Annotated in this window: 1 pseudogene; it reads right to left on the reverse strand. The window is 50.9% G+C overall.

Annotated elements, in window-relative coordinates:
• Positions 1-214, reverse strand: a pseudogene (locus ACLUWI_RS10535) (hypothetical protein); the annotation flags it as partial.

Raw genomic sequence — 214 nt, forward strand, 5'->3', positions numbered from 1 at the left:
TAAGTGCGAGCGAATCGGCATCGACTAGTGCATCAGTAAGTGCGAGTGAATCAGCATCAACTAGCGCATCCTTGAGTGCGAGCGAGTCAGCCTCAACCAGTACATCCCTGAGTGCGAGCGAATCAGCATCAACAAGTGCATCAGTAAGTGCGAGTGCATCAGCTTCAACTAGTGCATCCTTGAGTGCGAGTGAATCAGCTTCAACGAGTGCATC

This window comes from Limosilactobacillus mucosae (genome assembly GCF_046939755.1).
In the GTDB taxonomy this organism is placed as follows: Bacteria; Bacillota; Bacilli; order Lactobacillales; family Lactobacillaceae; genus Limosilactobacillus; species Limosilactobacillus mucosae_A.